Here is a 16,021-nt window from a genome sequence, read left to right on the forward strand (position 1 = left end):
CTGATCGCCGTCGGCGCGTGCGCCGGCTCGGTGGCGAGTTCCTCGAACTCCACGACGTTGCCGATGTCGTTGGTGGTGGACATCGAGATGTTGGTGACCCGCTCCAGGATCGCCTCGACGACCACCGGGACCCGGTACTCCTGCGCCAGCTTCTTCGCCCGCTCGAAGGCGTCGCCCAGCTCGTTCGGGTCGGTCACCCGGATCGCCTTGCAGCCCAGCCCCTCGGCGACCTTGACGTGGTCGACGCCGTAGACGCCCAGCTCCGGCGAGTTGACGTTCTCGAACTCCAGCTTGACCTGGAAGTCGATGTCGAACGCCCGCTGCGCCTGCCGGATCAGGCCCAGGTAGGAGTTGTTGACCAGGACGTGGACGTACGGGATCTTGTGCTGGGCGCCGACCGCCAGTTCCTCGATCATGAACTGGAAGTCGTAGTCGCCGGACAGGGCCACCACCTGGGCCTCCGGGTCGGCCTTGGCCACGCCCAGCGCGGCCGGGACGGTCCAGCCGAGGGGGCCGGCCTGGCCGCAGTTGATCCAGTGCCGGGGCCGGTAGACGTGCAGCATCTGGGCGCCGGCGATCTGGGAGAGGCCGATGGTGGTGACGTACCGCGTCTCGGGGCCGAACGCCTTGTTCATCTCCTCGTACACCCGCTGGGGCTTCATCGGGACGTCGTCGAAGTGGGTGCGCCGCTGGAGGGTGGCCCTGCGCTCCTGCACGGAGGCGGCCCACGCGGAACGGTCGGGCAGCTTCCCGGCCGCCTTCAGCTCCCTCGCGACCTCGACGAACAGTTCGAGGGCGGCCCGGGCGTCGGAGGCGATGCCGTAGTCCGGCGCGAAGATCCTGCCGATCTGGGTCGGTTCGACGTCGACGTGCACGAAGGTGCGGCCGGCCGTGTAGACGTCCAGCTTGCCGGTGTGGCGGTTGGCCCAGCGGTTGCCGATGCCGAGGACGAAGTCCGACTCCAGGAACGTGGCGTTGCCGTAGCGGTGGGAGGTCTGCAGGCCGACCATGCCGGCGTTCAGCCGGTGGTCGTCCGGGATGGTGCCCCAGCCCATCAGGGTCGGCACCACCGGAGTGCCCGTCAGCTCGGCGAACTCGACGAGCAGGCCGGCGGCGTCCGCGTTGACCACCCCGCCGCCCGCGACGACCAGGGGCCGTTCGGCCGCGTTCAGCATCCCGATCGCCTTCTCGATCTGGGCGCGGGTCGCGGCGGGCCGGTACACCGGCAGCGGCTCGTAGGTCTCCGCGTCGAACTCGATCTCCGTCATCTGGACGTCGATCGGCAGGTCGATCAGGACCGGGCCGGGGCGGCCCGAGCGCATCAGGTGGAACGCCTGCTGGAAGACGCCGGGGACCTGGGCGGCCTCCAGCACGGTGACGGCCATCTTGGTGACCGGCTTGGCGATCGAGGCGATGTCGACGGCTTGGAAGTCCTCCTTGTGGATCACGGCGGTCGGTGCCTGGCCCGTGATGCACAGGATCGGGACGGAGTCGCCGGTGGCGGAGTACAGACCGGTGATCATGTCGGTGCCGGCCGGGCCGGAGGTGCCGATGCAGACGCCGATGTTGCCCGGGTGGGTCCGGGTGTAGCCCTCGGCCATGTGGGAGGCGCCCTCGACGTGCCGGGCGAGGGTGTGCTGGATGCCGCCGGAGGCGTTGAGGGCCGCGTAGAAGGGGTTGATCGCCGCGCCGGGCACACCGAACGCGGCGGTGACGCCCTCACGCTTGAGGATCTCAACTGCCGCTCGGGCGGCGGTCATTCGAGCCATGGAGTACTCCTGCTTCGACTGTCGGACGAGCTCTCCCGTCGCGCCCCACGGTCAGCACTTCCGTATAGCGGAAAATAACTTCTACTATCTGGAAGCAATGTAGGTGGGGTGGCGGAAGGGCGTCAAGAGCCGGACAGGCGGGGGCCGGGTGGAGCAGGATGGGCCGCGATCCGCTACGACGTCCTGGAGTCGGCCGATGCCCGAGAGCGTGCCGGTGCGCTGCCCGGCGTGCCGACGCGAACGCCGGTACGTGGCGCCCGCGTACCCCTGTGCCTGCGGCACGCCCGTCACTCCGGCCCTGGACGCCGGCGCCGCCCCCGCCGTCGTCACCCACCGCGCCTGGTCCGACGAGTGGGTCACGCTCCCGTGCCCCGCCTGCGGCCGCCCCGCCTCCTGGCCCCACCCGGAACTGGGCTGCCCCTGCGGCACGGTCCTGCGCATCCCGGTCACGGGTGAGCCGGGCGGGGTGGAGCACGAGACGGCTCCCGCCGATCCGGGGGAACGCGGGCCCGTCCGCAACCCCGGCGCGCCACCCCGGCAAGCGACCCCGGACCCTCATGGACGGGCCGCAGACCCGAGCCCTCACCGACCCGCCGCGGAACCGGACCCTCGCGCACCCGCCCCGGGCCCCGCAACGGACCCCGGGCCGGGCCCTCGGACGCCTTCGCCGGTCGCGCAGGCCGCCGGAGCCGGCGTACCCGGCCCCCGGACACCGGACACTGCCGGCCTTCCCCTGACGGACCGTCCGATCCGCAGTGCCCGCGACGCGGTCACCGTCGTGGTGCTGTACCTGCGGCGGCTCGGGCACGGCGACGTGCGACGGGCCGACCAGCGGCCCACCTCGGGGATCGGGCTCGCCGCGCGGGGGCTGGTGGTGCAGGTGGACCCGGGGCGGCGGCCCGCGTCGGCGCGGGACGTGGAGTGCCTGTGGCTGACGGCGATGACGGAGTCGGCCCGCTGCCTCCACATCTCCCTGTCCGGGCACACCGGTGAGGCCCGCGCCGCCGCCGACGCGCTCGGCGTCCCGCTGTTCCTGCTGGACCTGGCGGGCACCGTGCAGCCGGTCAACGGACCGGCCGCCGCCCTGCACCGCCGTGCGCAGGGCCGGCCCTGACCGGCGCGCGGTCGGCGTTCAGGAGCGTGAGCCGTACCGCTCCCGCAGTTCGATCTTGCGCACCTTCCCGGAGACGGTCATCGGGAAAGTGTCGAGCACCTGCACCCGGCTCGGGATCTTGTAGTGCGCGAGCCGGCCGCGGCTGAAGGCCAGCACGTCGTCGAGGGTGGGCGGGTCGGCCGGGTCCTGCGCGATGACACAGGCCAGCACCTCCTCGCCGTACGTCTCGTGCGGTACGCCGACGACCTGGACGTCGCGGATCTTCGGGTGGGTGTAGAGGAACTCCTCCACCTCGCGCGGGTAGATGTTCTCCCCACCCCGGATGATCATGTCCTTGATGCGGCCGACGATCTCGACGTAACCGTCCTCGCGCATCACCGCGAGATCACCGGTGTGCATCCAGCGTCCGGCGTCCACGGCCTCGGCGGTCTTCTCGGGCTCGTTCCAGTAGCCGAGCATCACGCTGTAGCCGCGGGTGCACAACTCGCCCGCCGTGCCGCGCGGCCGGGTGACCCCGGTGACCGGGTCGACGACCTTGACCTCGATGTGCGGGAGCACCCGGCCGACGGTGCCGGTGCGGTGCTCCAGGTCGTCGTCCCTGCGGGTCTGCAGGGAGACGGGGGACGTCTCGGTCATGCCGTAGCAGATGGAGACCTCCGCCATGTGCATCTCGGCGACCACCCGCTTCATCACCTCCACCGGGCAGGGCGAGCCCGCCATGATGCCGGTGCGCAGCGACGACAGGTCGTACGCCGCGAAGTCGGGAAGGTTCAGCTCCGCGATGAACATGGTCGGGACGCCGTAGAGGGAGGTGCAGCGTTCCCGCTCGACCGCGCGCAGGGTCGCCGCCGGGTCGAAGGACGGGGCGGGGATCACCATGCAGGCGCCGTGCGAGGTGGCGGCCAGGTTTCCCATGACCATGCCGAAGCAGTGGTAGAACGGGACCGGGACGCAGATCCGGTCCTGCTCACTGTAGGCGATCAACTCCCCCACGAAGTAACCGTTGTTGAGGATGTTGTGGTGGGAGAGGGTGGCTCCCTTGGGGAAGCCGGTGGTGCCGGAGGTGTACTGGATGTTGATGGGGTCGTCGCAGGACAACTCGGCCTCGCGGGCACGCAGTTCGGCCGTCCGGTCCGGCGTGCCGCGCGCGATCAGCGCGTCCCAGCCGGGGTCGCCGAAGTAGACGGCCTCCCGCAGCCCGGGACAGCGGCCCCGGACCTCCTCGACCATCGCCCGGTAGTCGCTGCTCTTGTGCGCGAGCGACGCGAACAGCAGGGAGACGCCCGCCTGGCCGAGGACGTACTCGACCTCGTGGGTGCGGTACGCCGGGTTGATGTTCACCATGATCGCGCCGATGCGGGCGGTGGCGTACTGGACGAGCACCCACTCGGGGCAGTTGACCGCCCAGATGCCGACCCGATCCCCCTTGGCGACCCCGCTCGCCAGCAGTGCGCACGCCAGCCGCTCCACGTCGGCGGCGAACTCGGCGTAGGTCCAGCGCCGCCCGGACGGTACGTCGACCAGTGCCTCGCGGTCCGGCCAGGTGGCCACGGCCCGGTCGAGGTCGGCGCCGATGGTGTCGCCGAGCAGGGCGGTGTCGCCGGTTCCGTGGGTGTACGACAGCTGTCCGCTCACCGGAAGTCCTCCTCGCGGTACTCCGCGTCCGAGCCCGCCGCCGTGGCCTCGCGCAGTTCGATGCGGCGGATCTTGCCGGAGACGGTCTTGGGCAGGGGCGCGAACTCCAGCCGGCGGACGCGCTTGTACGGGGCGAGCGTCCGGCGCGAGTGCTCGAACAGCACCTTGGCGGTGTCCGGTCCGGGCTCCCATCCGTCCGAGAGCACGATGTACGCCTTCGGCACGGCGAGCCGCAGCTCGTCGGGGGCGGGGACGACGGCGGCCTCGGCGACCGCCTCGTGCTCCAGCAGGGCGCTCTCCAGCTCGAACGGGCTGATCTTGTAGTCGGAGGCCTTGAAGACGTCGTCGCTGCGCCCGATGTACGTCAGGTAGCCGTCCTCGTCGCGGGAGGCGACGTCACCGGTGCGGTAGTAGCCGCCGGCCATCGCCTCGGCCGTACGGTCCGCGTCGCCGTGGTAGCCGGCCATCAGGCCGACCGGGCGGAAGGCGAGGTCGAGGGCGATCTCCCCCTCGGCGGCGCCGGGGGCGCCGGTGACCGGGTCGAGGAGTTCGACGCGGTAGCCGGGGCTGGGCCGGCCCATGGCGCCGGTCTTCAGCGGCTGGCCGGGCGTGTTGGCGACCTGGACGGCGGTCTCGGTCTGCCCGAAGCCGTCGCGGACGGTGACTCCCCAGGCCCGGCGGACCTGCTCGATGACCTCGGGATTGAGCGGCTCGCCGGCCGCGACGGCCTCCCGGGGCGGGGTGGCGAGCTGGGTGAGGTCGGCCTGGATCAGCATCCGCCACACGGTGGGCGGCGCGCAGAAGGTGGTCACGCCCGCGCGGTCCATCTCTGCCATCAGCCGGGCCGGATCGAACCGGGTGTAGTTGTGGATGAAGACGGTCGCCTCCGCGTTCCACGGGGCGAAGAGGTTGGACCAGGCGTGCTTGGCCCAGCCCGGCGAGGAGATGTTGAGGTGGACGTCGCCCGGCTTGAGGCCGATCCAGTACAGGGTGGCCAGGTGGCCGATCGGATACGACGTGTGGGTGTGCTCGACCAGCTTGGGCCGGGCGGTGGTGCCGGAGGTGAAGTACAGCATCAGCGGGTCGTCGGCGAGGGTCGGCCCGTCGGGGGTGAAGCCGGCCGGGGCGGCGTACGCCTCCTCGTAGCGGTGCCAGCCCTCGGGCGCGCCGCCGACGGCGATCCGGGTGTAGCCGCCGGGCACCTCGTCGAACTTGGCGGTGTCCCCGGCGCGCACGATCACCTGCCGGACCCGGCCCCGCTCGACACGGTCGCGCAGGTCGGCGGGGCCGAGCAGCGGGGTGGCGGGGATGACGACGGCGCGCAGCTTCATCGCGGCGAGCGCGGTCTCCCACAGCTCGACCTGGTTTCCGAGCATGACCATGATCCGGTCCTCGGCGGCGACCCCGCGCTCGCGCAGCCAGTTCGCGACCCGGTCGGAGCGCTCGGCCATCTCGGCGAACGTCACCCGGGTCTCGGCGCCGTCCTCCTCGACGATGTGCAGCGCGGTGCGGTCGTTGCCCTCGGCGATGACGTCGAACCAGTCGAGGGCCCAGTTGAACCGGTCGGGCCGGGGCCATGCGAAGCCCTCACAGGCGGTCTCGTAGTCCTCGCGGTGGGCCAGCAGGAAGTCCCGTGCCCCGCGGAAGCTCTCCGTCGCCGTAACCATCTGTGCTCCTTCTGTACCGGGCCATTGCCGGGCGGCTCTCTGCCATCGTGTAATCCGTGATGCGGGTCTCACTACCCCCGAACGGGGGTGTGCGCGGCGGGTGGGCCGCGGGAAAGGGCGAACGAGTGGCAGCGGACGCGTCCGGAGCGATGGAGATACGCGGCGCGCTGGCGCGGCTGCGGCGGACGACCGGGCTGCCGGTGGCCTTCGGCGGCCTGGCCGAACCCGGGCAGCGCAGGATGCGGATCAGCGAGCTGAACGGCGCGGCGACGCTCGCGCTGCGCGGGCTGGCGGTGTCCGCCGGAAACGGCCTGGGCGGCCGGACCCTGGCCCTGGCCCGCCCGTGCGCGGTGACCGACTACTCGCTGTCCCGGCAGATCAGCCACGAGTACGACACCCCCGTGGCGGAGGAGGGTCTGCGCTCGGTGCTGGCGGTGCCGGTGGTGGTGCGGCGCCGGGTGCGCGGTGTGCTGTACGGCGCCCTGCGCACGGCCCAGCCGCTGGGCGACCGCACGATCGCCGCCGCGGTCGACGTGGCCCGGGACATCGAGCAGGCGCTGGTGGTACGGGACGAGGTGAGCGGCCTGCTGGCGGCGGCCCGGCCGCGGCCGGCCGAGGACGGGGGCGGCTCGCCGGCCGACTGGGAGCAGGTGCGCGAGGCGCACACGGCGCTCAGGGCCCTGGCCCCGCGGATCACGGACCCGGCGCTGCGGGCGGAGCTGCTGGCCGCCTGCGGCCTGCTGACCGCGTCGGGCGCCCCGGCGCACGAGGGGGACAGCGGGGCGGTGCTCTCGCCCCGCGAAGTGGACGTGCTGGCGTGCGTGGCGTCGGGCGCGACGAACGCGGCGGCGGCCGAGCGGCTGGGGCTGCGCGCGGAGACGGTCAAGGGCTACCTCCGCTCGGCGATGCGGAAGCTGGGCGCCCACACCCGGGGGGAGGCGGTCGCGTCGGCCCGCAGGACGGGCCTGCTGCCGTAGCGGCGGCACGCAGCCGTTCACCGACCCCCTCCAGGAATACGAATATGCCGTCAATGGGCGCACTTGTAATATCCCTCACCACGCCGCGGCTCAGAATTTCAAAGAGACGTTGCCTAGAATTTGGCCGGAACAGGACACAGGGAGGGCAGCGGTGACCGTGCGACGGGACTTCCAGGAGCCCACCCGAGGCCGCCCCGACCTGGTCATCGGCAGGGACGAGCTGTTCACGGCCGCCCGTGAGCAGCTCGGACGCGGCGGCAGCGTCCTCCTGCACGGCCCGGCCGGAATAGGGAAATCGACCGTCCTGCGCGCTTTGGCCACGGATTACGGCGCATCAGCGCGCACCGTGTTGCGCTGCTCGGCGACCGAGTCCGAATCCCACCTGCCGTTCCTGGCGCTGGCCGATCTGCTCGGCCTGGCCCTCGACGAGGTGTCCGGCAGGCTCCCCGCGGCCCAGCGCACCGCCCTGGAGTCGGCCCTCACCGGGCGCGGCGAGTCCACCCTGCAGCGCGACGGCCTCGCCCTGCGGCTCGCCGTGCTGTCGGCGCTGCGCGCGCTGGCCGACCGGGGCCCGGTGCTGATCGTCGCCGACGACCTGCAGTGGCTGGATCCGGCCAGCGCCGAGCTCCTCGGCTTCGCCGCCCGCCGCCTGGGCGACACTCCCGTGCAGCTGCTGTGCGCGGTGCGCACCGAGGGCCAGGAGTACGACCGTCATCTGCGCTCCTCCCCGCCGGACACCCTCGCGGTCCGGCTCACCCCGCTCTCCCGCGCCCAGGTGTCCGCGCTGCTGGACCACCAGGGGTACACCGACCTGCCGCGCTCCACGGTCCGCGAGATCCACCGCACCAGCGGCGGCAACCCGCTGTTCGCCCTGGAGCTGGGCCGCGCCCTGGGCGAGAACCCGACCCCGCCGCGGCCCGGCGAACCGCTGCCGGTGCCGACCTCGCTGCGCGCGCTGGTGCTCAGCCGCCTCGACATGCTCTCCGCCGAGGCCCGCCGCACCCTGCTGGTGGCCAGCGCGGGCGCCCGCCCCACACTGGCGCTGCTGCACGCGGCCGGCCGGGAGAACGCCGAGGCGGAGACCGCCCAGGCGGCCTCGCTGGGCCTGCTCGCCACGGAACCCGAGGGGCCGGCCGTCCGCTTCGCGCATCCGCTGATCTCCGCCGCGCTGTACGCGGAGGCCCCCGCCCAGGAGCGCCGGACCGTGCACGCGGCACTGTCCACCGCCGCCTCCGACCCGATCGAACGCGCCCGCCATCTGGCGCTGGCCACCACCGGCACCGACCCCGACGTGGCCGCCCGGCTCGCCGAGGCGGCGGCGCTGGCCCGGGACCGCGGGGCGCCCTCGGTGGCGGCCGCGCTCGGTCTGCTCGCCGCCCGGCACACCCCCGCCGACCACGTCCCCCGCCCGGACGAGCGGCGGCTGGAGGCCGCGGAGGACGCGATCACCGCCGGCGAGACCGACCTCGCCCGGGACATCGCCCACGACGTGCTGACCCGGGCGACCGCGCCGGCCGAGCGGGTGCGGGCCTGGATGGTGGTCGTCGAGTCGGCCGGGCAGGCGCTCGGAGACGTCGACACCGCCTTCCCGCAGATGCTGGCCGACGCCGGCGACGACCCGGAGCTGCTCGGCCTGGTCCACTACCAGCTGTCCTGGCGGGCGCTGATCATGGAGGGCGACTTCGCCGAGGCCCGCCGGGAGGCCGCGCACACGGCGGAGCTGGCCGCGCGCGGCGGCGACCGCCGCACCGAGCTGATGGCCCTGTCCTTCCAGGCGTCCACCGAAACCCTGATGGGCCATCCCGATGCCCCCGCGACCATCAAGAAGGCCCTGAGCGAGCCTCAGGACCCCTACGTGGCCTGCCACCACAACGGCGCCGGCATGGCGCGCTTCCGCTGGCTGCTGATGAGCGACCAACTGTCCGAGGCACGCACCACCGTCACCGCGCTGCTGCGCGAGGTGCGCCGGCGCGGCATGGTGGAGAGCGAAGTCCATTTCCAGCGTTTCCTCGCCGATGTCGAACTACGTGCCGGGCACTGCGGCCGCGCTTTGGATCTCGCCCGGGAGAGCCTGCGGCTGGCCCGGGACACCGGGATCGGGATGGGCGCCTCCGCCATGCTCGCCTCCCTCGCCGAGGCGTCCGGCGGCGATGTCGACCGGGCGCTGGCGCTGGCCCGGGAGGCCACCGAGCGCGCCGAGGAGGACGGCGACCAGATGTACCTCTCGCTCGCCCTGGCCGCGCTCGGCTACGCCCAGCTCGTGGCCGGGGACGCCGCCGGCGCGGTCGGCTCGCTGCGCCGGGTGCGCGAGCTGGAGCGCGGCCTGCGCATCACCGACCCGGCGCGCGGGCGCTGGCAGGGCGACCTCGCCGAGGCCCTGGTGCGCGCGGGTGAGCCGGGCGAGGCGCAGGAGCTGATCGACGTCACCCGCGAGCACGCGCTGCGGCTCGGCCGGGCGAGCGTGCTCGCCGTCCTGGACCGGGCGGAGGCGCTGGTGCGGGCGGCGCGCGGCGAGCACGAGGCGGCGCTGACCCAGCTGACGTCCGCGCAGGAGCGGCTGGCCGGGCTGGGCTACGGCCTGGAGGAGGCGCGGGCCGCGTTCGCGCTGGCCCGGCTGCGCACCGTGCGGCCGGGGCCGACCTCGTACGACGAGGCGGCGCGGCTGTTCCGGCGCTGCCGGGCCCTGCCGTGGCTGCGGCACGTCGAGGCGGCGGCCACGGCGGCACGGCCGCAGGCCGCGGCGGTGGCCGTGCCGGCGCCCGCCGCGGACGCGCTGAAGGGGCTGGCGTCGATGGAGCGTCAGGTGGCCTCGCTGGTCATGGAGGGCGCCACCAACCGGGAGATCGCGGCTCGCCTGTTCATCAGCGTCAAGACCGTCGAGGCGACCCTGACCAGGGTCTACCGCAAGCTCGGCATCCGTTCCCGGGTGGACATCGTCCGGCTGGCGGCGGGGCACCGCGCGAAGTGAGGGGCGCGCGGGGCGACCGCCCCGGCTCGGCCCCCGACGGGCCACCGAGGGTTTTCCCTGCCCGCCTCCCCCTAGGGAGTTCCCTCATTGGGAGGGCGGCGGCCGAGTCCTACCGTGGACGTGGACACCTGCCAGGGCGACAGCGGCGGCCCCCCGTCATCGGGGGCGTCCTGGCAGGGACGACTTCCCGGGCGAGGGGTGGCGGTACGTGCCGTCGGACACGGACTCCCACGACCGCCTCCGCCCAGGGCACGACTCCTGAGCACCCCTCAGGTGATGAACCAGGGGGCGCTGCGGGCCTCCACGAGCGGCCCGCAGCGCCCCCTCTCCATGTCGGGGACCGCCGGGTGCCGGTCGGGTCCGGTGGGGAGGGACGGTCACGAACGCCCGCCGGTGTGCGCCCCGTGCGCCCTGCTCGTACGTACCGGCCGGCGGTCCGCCGGCCCGGGTGTCTCCTCCCCGGCCACGCTCGCCGAGACCGTGCCTGAGCCTGTACGTGGTCCCTGCGCACGCGGGGGCGCCCGGCCGGGCTCCGGATCAGGTGCGCCGGCCGTGCCCCATGCCGTGCGGCCGCTGGGGTGACTTCGCGGCCTCGGCCTCCGCCTTGGCGTCCTTCACCGCGGCGGCGGCCTGCTTCTCGGCCCGGTCGGCGAGCGCGGCGGCGTCGAGGGACGCCGTCGAGCCCGCTTCCAGCGCCGGGGTCCGGCTGTCCTGCGACGTGCCGTCGCCTCCGGCCTGCTGCTCGGCGGGCGCGGGTTCGACGGGGCCTGCCGTCGACTGGTCACCGAAGGCCCTGGTGACGGTCCGGACGGCCTCGGTCAGCTCTCCGGGGATGACCCAGAAGGTGTTGTTGTCGCTGCCCGCCAGGTGCGGAAGCGTCTCGAGGTACTTGTAGGCCAGGACCTTCGCGTCGGCGTTGTTGCGGTGGACGGCCTGGAAGACGAGTTCCACCGCCTTGGCCTCGCCGTCCGCCCGCAGGATCATGGCCTGCTGGGTGCCCTGGGCCTCCAGGATGTCCTTCTGCTTGGTGCCCTCAGCGGTGAGGATCTTGGCCTGTCGCTCCCCTTCGGCGTGCAGGATGGCCGCGCGCTTGTCACGTTCGGCCCGCATCTGCTTCTCCATCGCCTCCTTGATGGTGTTCGGGGGGTCGATGGCCTTGATCTCCACGCGGTTGACCCGGATGCCCCACTTGCCGGTGGCGTCGTCGAGGACGGCGCGCAGACGTGAGTTGATCTCCTCGCGCGAGGTGAGGGTCTCCTCCAGGTCCATACTGCCGATCACGTTGCGCAGCGTGGTCACGGTGAGCTGGTCGATCGCCTGGAGGTAGTCGGCGACCTCGTAGGCGGCCGCCCGCGGGTCGGTGATCTGGTAGTAGAGCACGGTGTCGATGTTCACCACGAGGTTGTCCTCGGTGATCACCGGCCTTGGGTCGGAGGAGTAGACCTGCTCGCGCACGTCGAGCTTGGTGTTGACCCGGTCCGCCACCGGCAGGACCAGGTTCAGGCCGGGCTGCAGGGTCCGGCGGTACCGGCCGAACCGCTCGATGTTGTAGCGGCGCGCCTGCGGGACGATGCGCACGGCGGAGGCCACGAAGAAGACGACGACCAGGGCCGCCACGAGGGTGAGGATGACGACTGGGTCCACAGTGCCTCCGTCGCTAGGTGTTCAGCCGCTCACGGAAGGAGTTCGCGGGGGTAGACGAGGGCGGTGGCGCCCTCGATCTCCATGACGTCCACCAGTGTTCCCGCCGGGATCACCAGGCTCTCGTCGAAGGCGCGGGCGGACCACTCCTCGCCGGAGAGCTTGATCAGGCCGCGGGTCGCGGTCACCTCCTGCACGACCTCGGCCCGCCTGCCGATCAGCGCGTCACTGCCCTCGCGGGTGAGGGGTTGCTGCTCCAGGTGCCGCAGCGCGAGGGGGCGGACGAGGGCGAGGCCTCCCACCGCCGCCGCCGCGAGGGCCACCAGCTGGCCGAGGAGGCCGATGCCCGTACCGGCGACCACGGCCGCGACCAGCGCGGCGCCCGCCAGCAGTCCGAAGACCAGGGTCAGGGTGAAGAACTCCGCGACGCCCAGCGCCGCGGCGGCGGCCAGCCACACGAACCACGGCATCGCATCGCCCTCCCGATGAGGCCTCCCCCACCAAGTTACCTCCCGGTGGCGCGGGCGGGCAGGGACGGCCACCGGGATTCTCGGCCGCCGCCGGCCCGCGCGCCGGCCGACGGGGCGGGTGCCCGGTCGGCGGGCGGCCCGCGCCGGCGCGGCTCAGTTCCCGGCCGCATCCTCGTCGGGCCGCAGGGCGTCGAGGATGAGGGTGAGGCCGAAGTCGAACTCGTCCGCGTAGTCGTAGCCGGGCTTGAGGGCGTGTTCGGTGGCGAGTTCGGCGAGGTGGGGGTAGGCGTCGGCGGGCATCTCCCGGAGGATTGCGCCCGCGACCTCCTCCAGCTCCGCCGCGTCGCCGAACGGCAGACTCAGCTCCTGGAGCACGAAGCCGTACAGGTAGCTGTCGATCAGCGAGAAGGCGTGGCCGGCCATCGGGACGGAGAACCCGGAGGCGCGCAGCACGCCGAGGACGGCGTCGTGGTGGCGCAGGGTCGCCGGGCCGGGCCGCGAGCGGGAGTCCATCAGGCCGAGGGCCCACGGATGGCGGCGCAGCGTGGCGCGGACGGAGTCCGCGCGGCGGCGCATGGCACCCTTCCAGTCCGGGTCGCCCGGTGACAGCTCGGGCAGCTCGATCTCGTCGAACACCGCGTCCACCATGCCGTCGAGGATGTCCTCGCGGCCGGCGACGTGGTGGTAGAGGGACATCGCCTCGACGCCCAGTGGTTCGGCGATGGCGCGCATGCTCAGCGCGGCCGACCCCTTCCGGTCCGCGAGCGCCACCGCCGTGCGGATCACGCGTTCACGGCTGAGCGGGGTGCGCTCCGACGCCCCGCGCCGGCCTCTGCCCGTCTCCGGCATTCGTCGCTCCTTCTCCATACCCCTCGGCCCCGCGCCTCCCGGCGCCCCTTGATTGCCTTACGACATAAGGCTACCGTGCCTTACACCATAAGGTCGACACTGCGGCGGAAGGGGTTGTGCCATGAGCACGGATCGCGTGAAGAAGGTCTGCATCGTCGGAGCCTCGGGGAAGCTCGGGCAGTACATGGTCCGGCACGCGCTGGACCGCGGGTACGAGGTGGTCGGCGTGTGCCGGGAGCGCAGCGTGCCGAAGCTGGCGGCGTTCCGGGACCGGATGACCGTCGTGCCCGGCCCCACGAACGACCCGGAGGTGATCCGGCGCGCGGTCGCCGGCTGCGACGGGGTGCTGACGGTGCTCGTGCCGTGGGGCGTGCAGCAGTACTCCTCGGGCACGGCCCAGGCAGTGCTGGACCACGCACGGCCGGGCGCGCGCCTGGTCTTCTCGTGCGGCTGGCACATCACGCGCGACGGCAAGGACCGGTACTCGTGGCGGTTCAGGACGGCCGTCCGGATCGTCGCCCGCCTGGCCCGACTCGTCCGCGCCGTCGACATCGACGATCAGGTGGAGGCCTGCCGCAGGGTGTTCGCCAGCGACACCCGGTGGACGGTGGTGCGCGGCAGCGATCTGGAGGAGGGCGAGAGCCAGGGGCTGCCGGTGTGGAGCCGGCACGTGGGCGACCCGGTGCTGTCCGGCAACCTGACCCGCCGGGTGGACTTCGCGCTGTTCATGGTGGAGGCGCTCACCGACGACACGCTCGTCCAGGAGGCCCCGGCGATCGTCGGCTGCCGCACCGCCGGCGCCCTCGCCCACGCGAGCGGTTCCGCGGCCTCGCCCCGGGTGCCGTGACGGGCCGGGCCGACCGTACGGATTCGGCCGACATCACATCGGGCGTGCGGCGCCCGCCGGACGTGTCCGGCACGTCGTAGTGCAGGAACAGCGGGAAACCATCGCCGACCCGGGCGTCCGGGTAGACGCTCCGTGGCTCGCCGATCACTGTTCTGACCACAAATTCCACACATCCTCTCTACACACAGGCCCCGATGGTCTAGATTGACCGTGCTTCAGCCGTTCGGGCGGGAAGCGCCCAGTAAATGATCTACAGGTCCGGCGCCATTCACAGCCAGCGATCGATCAACACGCGGAGCCCCCAACAGGGCCTCGGGTGCGGGGAGCGCCCGAAGTCCGCACGGGGTCCGCGCGCCTCGAAAGCCCGGCAGGGCACGCGTATTCGGCTGCCGCCAGGGCGGGTTGTTCACGTAGCGCCGGCACATCTGTCATGGCGGGAGGCGGGGGCCTCCCGGGGGAGGAAGAGCGCGGTGCGGGAGGCAGGGGTGCCTCCCGGAGGACATGCGTGCCAGACGAACACCTCGAACCACTGGTGACCTGGGGGGTCCTTGTGCAACAGGGGGGATTGGTCAACCCGTTTCCGTCGGCGCGCGGCAGGCCGGCGAACGGGACTGTCAGCCGGACCGCGACCGACTGGGAGCAGCGGTACCGCCGTACCGTGATCGCCGGCGACACCGTGGCCACGGCCGTCGTCGTGGCGGCCATCGGCAACTTCTTCGGGGCCCGCGACGCGGCCAACTGGCACGAGAAATGGGTGATCCTCGCCTTCGGCACCGAGTTGCTGGTGCTGGGGGCGCTGGCGGTGAACCGGTCGTGGGCACCGCCGGTGCTCGGCCAGGGCGCCGAGGAATTCCGCCGGCTCGGACGCTCGCTGTTCACGGCGACCGTCGTCCTGGCGCTCGGCGGGATCGCCCTGACCTCGCGCAACATCAAGCTCTGGATCTTCGTCGCGATCCCCGCGATCGCGCTCGTCACCATGACCGCGCGGTACCTGCTGCGTATCCGGCTGCACCGGCAGCGCCAGGAAGGGCGGTGCCTCAGACCGGTGCTCGCCGCCGGGAGCCCGGACACCCTGCGCGACCTGATCGGCCGGACCCGCAAGTTCCCCCACCTCGGCTGGCGGGTGGACGCGGTGTGCACGACGGACGGACGCGGCATCGACGGCGACCACCTGGACGGGGTGCCTGTCGTCGGGGAGTTGGGGGACGTCGCCAAGCACGTCCGCCACGACGGTTACCGGGTCGTGGCGGTCACCCCGGACCCGCACTGGTCACCGGACCGGCTGCAACGGCTGGCCTGGAACCTCGAAGGCAGCGAGGCCGAGATGGTGGTGGCCCCGGTGCTGATGGAGGTGGCCGGTCCTCGGCTGCACGTCGACGCCGTGCTCGGGATCCCTCTGCTGCGGGTCAGCATGCCGACGTTCACCGGTGCCCGCCGGGCGGTCAAGGGGGTCGTCGACCGGGTAGGCGCAACGATTCTGCTGATGCTGTTAGCGCCGCTGATGGCGCTCATCGGGCTGCTCGTGCTGGCGGACAGCCGGGGCGGGGCGTTCTACCGCCAGTCGCGGGTCGGCAAGGACGGCCACGAGTTCACCATCTGGAAGTTCCGCACCATGGTCGCCGACGCCGACCGGGCGCGGGAGGCGCTGGCCGACCGGAACGAGGGCGCCGGCCCGCTGTTCAAGCTCCGCCGGGATCCACGGGTGACCCGCGTGGGAGCGGTACTGCGCCGGTACTCGCTCGACGAACTCCCGCAGCTGTTCAACGTGCTCACCGGATCGATGTCGCTCGTCGGTCCGCGGCCTCCGCTGCCGGAGGAGTGCGCCGCGTACGACCCGGACATCCGGCGGCGGCTGCTGGTCAAGCCCGGACTCACCGGCCTGTGGCAGATCAGCGGGCGCAGCGATCTCTCGTGGGAGGAGGCGGTCCGGCTGGACCTGCGGTACGTGGAGGACTGGTCGCTCGCCCTGGACGCGGTGATCTTGTGGAAGACGCTGCGTGCGGTGCTCTACGGGCAAGGCGCCTACTGATGCGCGGGGGGACTGCCGCTCGACGGTCCCGGCGGTGCGCGGACCGCAGGCCAGG

At 72.9% G+C, this 16,021-nt stretch carries 11 protein-coding genes; 5 read left to right on the forward strand and 6 right to left on the reverse strand.

The window, feature by feature from the left end; translation table 11 throughout:
- A partial coding sequence (gene gcl, locus ACSLTV_RS12370) for a glyoxylate carboligase (protein WP_435612112.1) occupies positions 1–1,769 on the reverse strand: 1,769 nt, incomplete at its 3' end.
- A gap of 778 nt (positions 1,770–2,547) precedes the next feature.
- Here gcl and ACSLTV_RS12375 point away from each other — a divergent pair.
- A complete protein-coding gene (locus tag ACSLTV_RS12375; protein ID WP_432159087.1) occupies positions 2,548–2,883 on the forward strand; it encodes a hypothetical protein in 336 nt (111 codons plus the stop codon).
- Positions 2,884–2,901: 18 nt separating this feature from the next.
- On the opposite strand, the gene ACSLTV_RS12380 is transcribed toward ACSLTV_RS12375, so the two are convergent.
- Entirely contained in the window at positions 2,902–4,518 is a 1,617-nt protein-coding gene (locus ACSLTV_RS12380; protein ID WP_432137050.1) for an AMP-binding protein, read from the reverse strand.
- On the reverse strand, positions 4,515–6,185 hold the full coding sequence (locus tag ACSLTV_RS12385; protein WP_432159086.1) for an AMP-binding protein: 1,671 nt from the start codon (positions 6,183–6,185) through the stop codon (positions 4,515–4,517). The genes ACSLTV_RS12380 and ACSLTV_RS12385 overlap by 4 nt, the downstream gene beginning before the upstream one ends.
- Before the next feature lie 125 nt (positions 6,186–6,310).
- Here ACSLTV_RS12385 and ACSLTV_RS12390 point away from each other — a divergent pair, with 125 nt between their 5' ends.
- Complete coding sequence (locus ACSLTV_RS12390) at positions 6,311–7,162, forward strand: response regulator transcription factor (RefSeq protein WP_432137048.1); 852 nt, start codon at positions 6,311–6,313, stop codon at positions 7,160–7,162.
- 151 nt (positions 7,163–7,313) lie between these two features.
- Entirely contained in the window at positions 7,314–10,130 is a 2,817-nt protein-coding gene (locus ACSLTV_RS12395; RefSeq protein ID WP_432137047.1) for an ATP-binding protein, read from the forward strand.
- Positions 10,131–10,667: 537 nt separating this feature from the next.
- On the opposite strand, the gene ACSLTV_RS12400 is transcribed toward ACSLTV_RS12395, so the two are convergent.
- The 3 genes from ACSLTV_RS12400 to ACSLTV_RS12410 form a co-directional block, all read right to left on the reverse strand.
- The gene (locus ACSLTV_RS12400; protein ID WP_435612113.1) at positions 10,668–11,774 is read right to left on the reverse strand and encodes an SPFH domain-containing protein; all 1,107 of its coding nucleotides are present in this window, start codon (positions 11,772–11,774) and stop codon (positions 10,668–10,670) included.
- A gap of 29 nt (positions 11,775–11,803) precedes the next feature.
- Complete coding sequence (locus ACSLTV_RS12405) at positions 11,804–12,241, reverse strand: NfeD family protein (RefSeq protein ID WP_435612114.1); 438 nt, start codon at positions 12,239–12,241, stop codon at positions 11,804–11,806.
- A 153-nt stretch (positions 12,242–12,394) separates the two neighbouring features.
- Entirely contained in the window at positions 12,395–13,090 is a 696-nt protein-coding gene (locus ACSLTV_RS12410; protein ID WP_432137044.1) for a TetR/AcrR family transcriptional regulator, read from the reverse strand.
- Positions 13,091–13,211: 121 nt separating this feature from the next.
- Here ACSLTV_RS12410 and ACSLTV_RS12415 point away from each other — a divergent pair, with 121 nt between their 5' ends.
- Both ACSLTV_RS12415 and ACSLTV_RS12420 read left to right on the forward strand, forming a co-directional pair.
- On the forward strand, positions 13,212–13,937 hold the full coding sequence (locus ACSLTV_RS12415; protein WP_432137043.1) for an NAD(P)-dependent oxidoreductase: 726 nt from the start codon (positions 13,212–13,214) through the stop codon (positions 13,935–13,937).
- Between the two features lie 550 nt (positions 13,938–14,487).
- Complete coding sequence (locus ACSLTV_RS12420) at positions 14,488–15,966, forward strand: sugar transferase (RefSeq protein WP_432156311.1); 1,479 nt, start codon at positions 14,488–14,490, stop codon at positions 15,964–15,966.
- Positions 15,967–16,021: the final 55 nt, after the last annotated feature.

It is taken from the genome of Streptomyces sp. bgisy159 (assembly GCF_965341775.1).
GTDB lineage: Bacteria > Actinomycetota > Actinomycetes > Streptomycetales > Streptomycetaceae > Streptomyces.

Coding starts and splice junctions, on each gene's coding strand:
- ACSLTV_RS12385 (WP_432159086.1), bottom strand. CDS start 6,185: ATGGTTACGGCGACGGAGAGCTTCCGCGGGGCACGGGACTTCCTGCTG.
- ACSLTV_RS12405 (WP_435612114.1), bottom strand. CDS start 12,241: ATGCCGTGGTTCGTGTGGCTGGCCGCCGCCGCGGCGCTGGGCGTCGCG.
- ACSLTV_RS12410 (WP_432137044.1), bottom strand. CDS start 13,090: ATGCCGGAGACGGGCAGAGGCCGGCGCGGGGCGTCGGAGCGCACCCCG.
- ACSLTV_RS12415 (WP_432137043.1), top strand. CDS start 13,212: ATGAGCACGGATCGCGTGAAGAAGGTCTGCATCGTCGGAGCCTCGGGG.